Annotated in this window: 4 protein-coding genes; 2 read left to right on the forward strand and 2 right to left on the reverse strand. The window is 69.6% G+C overall.

Annotated elements, in window-relative coordinates; all coding sequences use genetic code 11:
* Positions 1 to 140: 140 nt before the first annotated feature.
* On the reverse strand, positions 141 to 3128 hold the full coding sequence (locus tag G6O54_RS09890; RefSeq protein ID WP_165224054.1) for a hypothetical protein: 2988 nt from the start codon (positions 3126 to 3128) through the stop codon (positions 141 to 143).
* Positions 3129 to 3517: 389 nt separating this feature from the next.
* The gene (locus G6O54_RS09895; RefSeq protein WP_165224057.1) at positions 3518 to 3967 is read right to left on the reverse strand and encodes a hypothetical protein; all 450 of its coding nucleotides are present in this window, start codon (positions 3965 to 3967) and stop codon (positions 3518 to 3520) included.
* A 476-nt stretch (positions 3968 to 4443) separates the two neighbouring features.
* Here G6O54_RS09895 and G6O54_RS09900 point away from each other — a divergent pair, with 476 nt between their 5' ends.
* Entirely contained in the window at positions 4444 to 7686 is a 3243-nt protein-coding gene (locus G6O54_RS09900; RefSeq protein ID WP_165224059.1) for an alpha-amylase family protein, read from the forward strand.
* Between the two features lie 74 nt (positions 7687 to 7760).
* A complete protein-coding gene (locus G6O54_RS09905) occupies positions 7761 to 8747 on the forward strand; it encodes a DUF1559 domain-containing protein (protein WP_165224062.1) in 987 nt (328 codons plus the stop codon).
* Positions 8748 to 8793 lie beyond the last annotated feature (46 nt).

The raw sequence follows: 8793 nt of genomic DNA on the forward strand, positions 1-8793 counted from the left end.
CCGGGTGATTGGCCGCGAGGGTCGAGACTCGCTGAGCCGGCGATTCCTTCGTGCCCTACAGGAGGGGATACATAGAGATCTAGAATGGCGATCGCCGGGAGTCAACCACTTTCGAGCCGCCTCGGACGGATCGCCCCGATTCAGCCAGGCAGCACGTACAGGAGCCGTTCGCCCTGGGCGTCCCGGCTTCCGGGGAGGATCAGCAGTCCATCGCGGAGAGACGCGGGGACCTGTCCACCGGCCTCGCCCTCGTGGGCTCCTTGCTGATAGACCCGCGGCGACCTCAACCCCGCGGGCGCGGGGATGCGGACCTCGGCCTCGCCCTGGTTGCCCAGCCAGATCATCATGGCGGCCCCGCCCGGGACGCGACGAGCCTCGGGGACGGGCAAGAAGGCGAGCAGGTCGAGTGGCTTGTCGGCGAATCGGTACTCGCGGCCGTCGATCCGGATGCCGTTCGTCGCCTGGCCGCCGAAGGCGATCAGCTCGCCGGAGGCATCCACGCGGAAGGCGACGGCGAGGCGGCCGCGATAGGTCACGCGGTGGCCGCCGACCCGGCGCTCGTCGAGGTCCACCCGGTCCGGCGGCAGCGGGTTGCGGGCAAGGGTCGCGCCGTCCTCGGCCTGATCCCGCACGAAGCCGCCGCCCCAGCTCTCGACGTGCGAGCGATAATGCGCGGCGAGCACGATCGTCCCGTTGGGGAACCGCGTGGCCAGGTGCGGGGATTCGCGGGAGACGACCGAAGGGTTGTCCTCCGCCGGCACGTCCGGTCGGCTCTTCGGGTAGGCGCCGAGCGTCCTGAGGACCTCGAACCAGGTCCGGCTCTCGTGGCCGAGCGAGGCCGACTGGTCGTCCCGCGGCCGGAAGCCGAGGAACGTCACCGACCCCTTGCCTCTCGATCGATGCAGCCCGACGGGCCGGCCCGCGACCGTCGCCACGACCTTCGCGCCGGAGCCCTCGGCCGGATCGACCGGATAGATCAGGTCGACGAGGAAGTCGGTCAGGATCGCCTGCGGCGGGACGGATTTCAGGGCCTCCGCGAACTGGACGACGCCGCCGGCGGCGGCCTGGCCCTCGAGGTTGAAATGAAGAGCCCCCGCGCCGACGAGTCGCTTCCACGCCTCCAGGGCGGCCGTGCCGTCCATGTCCAGCCGCGGCGGCGGGCCGGACCAGACGAGCCGGCCGCCGCGGTCGACGAACGATTCGAGCATCGCCAGCAGCCCGGCCGGCGGCAGCGGCTCGAAGAGGACCGCCAGGGTGGTGAATCGCCGGCCGCCCAGGAGGATCGCGCCGTCGTCCGTGACCTTGCCCTGTTTCAGCAAGACCTCGGGCGTGGCATAGGTCGCGTAGCCGTACTGGACCATCCACGAGCCGAACCGCTCCTCGGCCGCGACCAGTGAGAGCGGATAGAGCATCAGGACCTCGACGTCGCGCCCCCGCTTCTCGGTGATGCCCTGGAACGCCGGGTGGCCGCCGACGCCGTAGGCGGCCTGGAGCGCGGAGTAACGCTCGCCGACGGCATCCGGCCAGCCCCAGCCCGCGGCGTAGGCATAGGGGCGGTTCGGGTTGGTGATGCCCAGCGAGCAGCCGAGGGCCAGGCCGTAGTAGTCGCGGTCCGACCAGCCCCCCTCGGCGTGGTCGGTGCCGCCGCCGGTGAGGAACTCGCCCCAGCGGAAGTAGTCGTCGCAGGCGGCCGCGGCCTGATGGACGGTGTTCGACCAGAGGAAGTTCGGCGTGTACTCATACTTCATCGGGTTCATGGGCCGGCCGTCGCCCGGATCCCAGAAGTCGATCGTCGGGCTCTCCGCCCAGGTGGCGTGCGCGGTGGCCTCCAGCTCACGGCCGAAGACGCCCTCGGCGTGCCGCCTGGCCGCGACGAACAGGTCGACCACCGTTCGGTCGAGCAGGTCGAAATACCGCCGCCGCAGCAGGGCCGTGCGGGCGACGCCCTCCGCGGTCGGTGCCATCGTGTGCAGGGCCGGCAACCGCGCGTCCAGGGTCGGGTCGAAGGCGTGCTGGCCGTAGGCGAAGTAGACGAGGAACTTCTCGAAGTCCGCGAACTCCGCGCCGTACTTCGCGGCAAACGTGCGGGCGAGGCTCGGCGTGAGGTAGCGGAGGGCGAACTGTCCCTCGTCGTGGTGGCCGCTGTAGCCCCAGTCCTGCTGGATGTGGACCTCATCCGAGTAGAGCCCCGCCAGCGGGATGCCGGCGGCGTGGTACTTGCCGATCAGCTCCTTCAGGTAGGGGAGCGCGCGGTCGCTGAAGTAGTCCATCTCCGGAGTCCGGTAGCGGACGATGACCAGCACCCGATCGAGCCCGCGGGCGTTCGAGCCCCCCTCGCCGCGGACGGTGATCCGCCGCCGGCGCCCGTCCCCCTCGTCCCCCTCGCCGTCCTCGTCGATGTGGAGCGGCGCGTCGAGACGGACGATCTGCTCGGGCGCGACGTGATAGAACCGGCCCTGGCCGATCTGCCGCTCGCGGAAGGCGTAGGCCTGGACGTCCTCGCGGGCCAGCTCGATCGTCCCCTTGTTGTTGGTCCAGCGGAGCTGCTGCCAGAGCGAGACGTGGAACCGGCCGGTGCGTGGATTGCGGTATCCCTCGCGGTACTGGACCCAGCGGCCGGCCTCGCCGGTGGCCTTCGCGTAGGCGGCGCCGATCTCGAGCGGCGAGAGCAGGCTGAGCTCCAGGCCCAGGCCATACGGCTGGAGCGTCCGGCCGATCTTCGCGAGGCACTCGATATACGCGTCGGAGTCCGGCGTGAGCGTCCGCGGCTTCCCCTTCTGGCCGGGCCGATACTGGGTGAAGAACTCGTCGAAGGCCACGATGATCTTCTGGCCGCGGCCGGCCTTCGCCTGCTCGCAGAGCTGCCGAAGGGTCGCGATCTGGGGCGTCGAGCCCAGGCTGATGTCGACCGGCTTGTCCGGGTCCCGGAGGTCGAGCAGTTGCTGGTCGGAGACCAGGATCAGCCCCGGCTTGGGCCGCATCTCCGGCGGCACGGCGACGACCGGATCGAGGGGCCGCCTCGCGTCCTCGGCCCATGCGGGCCGTCCCCGCCCCACGGCCGAGCCGGCCAGCCCAAGCTCCACGAGGCGGAATCCGAATGCGCGACGAGACAGGCGATGTGACGGCATGTCGGGGGTGCTCCGGCGAATCGGGTCGGGGCGGTCGTTGCCGCGCCCGATCCGAGATCGAGCTTCGCCGGCCGATGCCTCGCGTGGTGCCTCGGCGGGCGGTGGGAGGAAGTTCGGTGGGACCGCTCCACGATAGCGGCTGCTGGGGGCAAGGGACAGGGTGCAGCAAGTCGGCTCAACCGGCCGGGTGGCCGTGGTGATACACCACGGAGGGCTGGCCGCAGCGCCGCCCGGTCTTTGCTCCAAGGTCACAGCGGTCCCGTGGTGTTCCACCACGGCCACCCGGACACTTTGCGCGTGTAAGGAGCGCCAATATCTGGCCGCGCGACTTGAGATGGTCCGAGGAATCGCGACGACCGATTCCAGACTTCAGCGTGGCTGCCATCGGTTCATTCCGGAGGTTCCCTGCCTTCGCGAATCGCCTCGATCTCTGCCGAGAGTCGATCGATCTCCGCTACGAGCTCGTCGTCCGCCAGGCCACTCCGAATGGTGCCGACCGGGCCATCGTGGTAATCGTGGCCGATCTCCCAGTCGACCTGATGATCGCGAGAGATCTGACATAGGGCGTCGATCAGGTCGCGGATCGTGACAAAGCGCGTTTCCTCGCCGGGAATTACGTACTCGCGGTGCGGCCTCATTCCGGGCTTGCTGCTGCCAGACAGGTAGCCGTCCGGATAAATACCGTCTCCCAGATCCGCGTCGATGCATTCGGAGAAGCAGACCGGCTCACACCCGACCCAGTCGGGGTCATCGCACAGGCGAGCGGCGGCCTGGTCGATCGCCTCGGCCTCGGCCGCCGTAACGGCGCGCGTCGAGCGATAGTGGACACTGAACCCCACGTTCGCACCTCTGCTTCGTGGACTCGAAAACCCACATCGACGCCTTGTCGACGATTGGCGCAAGTATGATCTGCTTCCGAATCTGGCACAACGACGCCATCTGCGCGATTGTCTTCAAGTCGCGATGGCGGGTGTTGACCTTCCCTTGCCCTCGCGCAAGCCTTCCGGGTGGCCGTGGTGGAACACCACGGGATCGCTGTGGCTTAGCAGCCAAGCCCGTCCGGGGTGATAGCCCGCCCGCCCGTGGTGTACCACCACGGCCACCCACCCAACCGGCGACGCTCTCGAAGTCCGACGCGAGCCGGTTGCCTCGCCCCCGTTGCGGTGGCAGAATGCCGGGATCGGGACGACTGACTCGTCCCCCGCCCGCGTCCGCCCCGCTCCGGACACTCCCTGATCCGCGGAAAGGCATCACCATGGTCGGCACTCTCCGTCGAGTGAGTGGTTCCAGGCTTCCGTTTGCATCCGCATCGTCGATGATCGTCCTTCTCGGCACTCTCGTGATTCTCCCCGCGCGGGGCGACGTCACGAGCGGCGACGCGTCCCTCGCGACGCGCGGCGAGTCGTGGACGATGGCCACCGCGGCCGTCGAGCGGACGGTGAAACTCGATCGGGGCCGGCTGCGGCTGTCGAGCTTCAGGAACCTCCGCAGCGGTCGCGAGATGATCGCGGCCGGCGCGGTCGTCGACGAGCTGCCGCCGGAGATCGTCGGCGTCCCGGGCGACGGCCCGTGGGTGCTGCGGGGCTCGAAGGAGAGCAGGCTCGGGCAGGGCGAATTGCAACTGGAGGTCACGCTGGCACGCGGGCCGATCGAGGCCACGAAGGCATACGTCGTCTATCCGTCGACCGGCCTCATCCGCGAATGGCTCACGCTCCGGAACGCGGGGAATGAGCCGATCAAGGTCGTCGAGCCCGGATTCCTGGCCGTCGCGGCGAGGGTCGGTGACGCCTCGGCGGTGGATCTTCACTGGATGACCGGCGGCGAGAACCAGCCTGGGTCGTGGGCCCTCAAGACTGAGTCGCTCAGCTCGTCCAGACCGCGGCGGTTCGACTCGTACGAGCCGCTCTCGATCCCGTCCGCGCCGCTCCCCGGCGACGGCGTGGACGCGCGGATCATGCACAACGGCCGGCAGGTCTGGCCGGCCTCGGGATGGCAGTACATCGCGAGCGCCGCGGTCACGGTCCCCTTCGACCTGACGGCGGACGTGAAGGCCGGCGATACCCTGTCGTTCGAGGTCGGCCGCCACGGCAACATCGGCTGGGACACGACGGCTCTCGACCCGACGATCCGCTACGAGGACGGCGAGGCGCACGTGGCCTCGAGGGAGTTCGGCGGGGAGCAAGGCGGGCACGGCTGGCGGTACGGGTATCTCGAGCGGGGCCGGCTCGTCGACCTCGTCTACTATCCCGGCCCCAACCAGTGGCGGAAGGAGAAGGACAACGCGACGGGGACGCCGTTCGTGGGCCCGGGGAATCAGCATCCCGATTTCGGCCAGGACTCGGCGCGGGTCTGGACCGCGGCGAGGACGGGCAAGGTGCGGATCAGCGGATCGGTCTGCAACACGGGCAACACCAACGGCGCGAACAACGCGTATGGGTTCCGGATGGGATCGTCGTCGTATGCCCCCTGGTTCGCGCTCCGGGATCGCACCAGCGGCGACGGCCTGGTGATCGGCCTGGACTACTTCGGGCACTGGACGTCCGAGTTTCGCCCGGCGAAGGAGGGCACGGTCGCGGCCCGGCTGAACGTGGCGGGGCATCGCCAGACGCTGGCGCCGGGGGCTTCCCTGACGACGCCGAAGGCGTTCACGGCGATTTTCACGGGCGACCTCGACGACGCCGGCAACGAGGTCCTGGACTGGCAGTATCGCTACCTCTGGGACTACACCCGCGACGGCTGGTTCCCGGCGACGCGGATGCTCGGGTACTGGTACAAGGGGACGACCTGGGGGCAGGCGAATTCCTCGTGGGTGGGGGGCCGGCCCGACTACGCCAGCTCGGTCCGGAAGATCTTCCGGACCGCCGACCTGATGCGGTACACCGGGGCGAGCGTCTACCATCGCGACTGGGGCTGGTGGGACCGCGCCGGCGACTGGAACGGGCCCGACTTCCGAGCCACGGGCGACTACCTCCGCAAGGCCGGCATGGGGCAGTTGATCTACGCGTTCCTCTACACGGTGGACCCGGAATCGAAGGTCGCGCGCGAGCATCCCGACTGGGTCCTCGGCGGCGGCACGCTCGACATGTCGCGGCCGGAGGTCGTCGCGTTCATGCTCGGCCAGCTCGACGATTTCGCCGCCCGCTGGGGCGACTTCGAATGGCGGAACGACAGCACGCCGACGGCCCCGAAGGACGGCGACGACACCCCCCTGCTCGCCCAGGACGCCGGCCTCCGGCGGGTCCTGGCCACGTTCCTGGACCGGCACCCGAAATGCGCCTTCCAGGCGGTCAACGGCGGCGGCAACGACGTGGGCTACGATTACGCCCGGTACGCGTCGAACATCCAGTTCAGCGACGGCGTCATCGGCCTCCTGAGAAACCAGTGGGCGACGCTCCTCTTGCCCCCGGACAAGACCTGCGACAACCCCGACCAGTGGAATCCGGATGCCTACAACAAGGCCACCTGGCGCGGGCTGCTGACGATGAACTTCGACATGACCGGCGACACGTGGGATCCGGCGAAGCTCGAGGGCGTTCGCGAGTTGATCGACGTCTATCGCTATCTCCTCTCCCGGGGCGTCGTCGGCCGCTGGGTCCGCGTCCATCGCCCCGCGGTGACGGGCGACGACCCGACGATGTACTTCGAGCGGCTCAGCGGCGACCGCAAGCGGGGGATCATCATCCCCAAGCGTCCCGCGCCCGGGCCGGTGACGATCCATCCTCGCGGCCTGATCGCCGATGAGACCTACGCGGTCACGTTCCATGAAGCACCCGGCCGCGTCGATCGCAAGGGGGCCGACCTGATGGCCCGCGGCATCGTCCTCGAGTCGATGATCCCCGGCGAGTTGATCTACCTGAATCTGCCTCTGCATCCCGGCAGCACGCTCGACGCGACGGCGCCGTCCGCCCCTTCGGGCGTCCGCATCGCCCGCGGCGAGAACCTCGGCTATCCGGGCGTGGAGATCACCTGGTCCCCCGGCAAGGATGACAACTGGCTCTCCTACTACGAGGTCCTCCGCGACGGCACCGTGATCGGCAAGGTGGCGCAGGGGACGTACGAGTTCGACCACTCGGCCGGTGCCGACCTCGGGGCACGCTACGAGGTCCGCACCGTGGACGGCGGCGGCAATCGATCGTCGGCCGTCGCGGCCACTGGGCGTTCGTCGATCGCGGCCCATGTCCTGGACGACGCCGATCGCGGCGTCACCCTGGCCGGCACCTGGAAGCGGGAGTCCGGCCTCCAGCCCGCGCACGCCGGCACGATCGCGGCCTCGAACCGGAAGGGGGCGACGGCCGAGGCGACGATCGAGGGCCGGCGGCTCCTCGTCTTCTCGAAGCTCGGCGCCGATTGCGGCCGCGCGACGGTCTCCGTCGATGGTGGCCCGGCGGAGGCCGTGGACACGTATTCGGCGGACGACGTCTGGGGCGTCTGCGTCTTCCGGAAGGAGTTCGCCGCGTCCGGCAAGCACTCCGTCAAGATCACGGTGGCCGGTGACCACTCCGACCGGTCCGGCGGCGCCTGGGTCCACCTGGACGGCCTGCGAGCGGAGCAAGATTGACGCATGCAGGGTTTGGGGTAGGATCTCGGAGCAGTCCTGAGTCGGGCTGCGCAGGCGCCGGGAACGGAGGTCCCATGAAATGCCCCTTGCCCCAGGCCGACCGCATCACCCCGGTGCGTCGCGGCTTCACCCTGATCGAGCTGCTGGTGGTCGTGGCGATCATCGGCCTGCTGATCGCGATCCTGCTGCCGGCCGTGCAGTCGGCTCGTGAGGCGGCATGGCGGGTGCAGTGCGCGAACAACCTGAGGCAGATCGGGCTGGCCTTGCAGGCGTATCACGAGACGCAAGGAGCGTTCCCGCCGGGCTGCTCGTTCGACCGCGGGCCGGGCAGCGATACAAACAACCCCGGCTGGGCGTGGGGCCTTCGGATCCTGCCCGGGCTGGAGCAAGGTCCGCTGTACAACGCGTGCAACCTTTCGGCGGGATTCCTCCGCGGGATGCCCTTGAACCTGACGGTCCAGGAAACTCGGGTCTCCACCTTCCTCTGCCCGAGCGGGTCCGACGACGGCCCGTATCGTTCCGGGTTCATCGAGGTGCCGATCCATCCGATGGAGGGGCTGGCGGCGGCGCAATACGTCGCCTCGGCCGGCGAGCTCACCGCCTTCGAGCCCGACGGCCGCGGCGGGAAGATCCTGTCCGAGAAGGGGAACGGCGTCTTCTTCCCCAACAGCCGGGTGTCGATCCGTGACCTTGCCGATGGGACGTCGTCGACGATCCTGGTCGGCGAGCGGTCGCGAACCCTCGCCGACGCGACCTGGGTGGGGGTGCCATTCCCTGGCTCCATGGTCTGCACGAAGGTCGAGTCGCCCGCGGGGACCTGTGTCTCGGCCGTGTTCATGGTCCTGGGCCGCACGGGCCCCGCGGCCGACATCGTCTTCGGCAGGACCTCACCGGGAGGTTCCGTTCCGGGCCCCGACGGCTTCCGGAGCGATCATCCCGGGGGCGGCCATTTCCTCCTGGGCGACGGCTCGGTGCGATTCGTCAAGAGTTCCGTCGCGCGGGCCACCTTCCGGGCCCTGACCACGCGCGCCGGCGGCGAGGTGATCGGCGACGCGCTCTGACGACCTCCTCGGCAACCGCGGGCTTCCGCCGGCTGGCCCCGACTCG

Origin of the sequence: Aquisphaera insulae, assembly GCF_011064615.1 — a bacterium.
GTDB lineage: Bacteria > Planctomycetota > Planctomycetia > Isosphaerales > Isosphaeraceae > Aquisphaera > Aquisphaera insulae.

Excerpts from the sequence above, each read along its gene's own strand:
- G6O54_RS09890 (WP_165224054.1), bottom strand. The coding sequence starts at position 3,128 with ATGCCGTCACATCGCCTGTCTCGTCGCGCATTCGGATTCCGCCTCGTG.
- G6O54_RS09905 (WP_165224062.1), top strand. The coding sequence starts at position 7,761 with ATGAAATGCCCCTTGCCCCAGGCCGACCGCATCACCCCGGTGCGTCGC.
- G6O54_RS09900 (WP_165224059.1), top strand. The coding sequence starts at position 4,444 with ATGATCGTCCTTCTCGGCACTCTCGTGATTCTCCCCGCGCGGGGCGAC.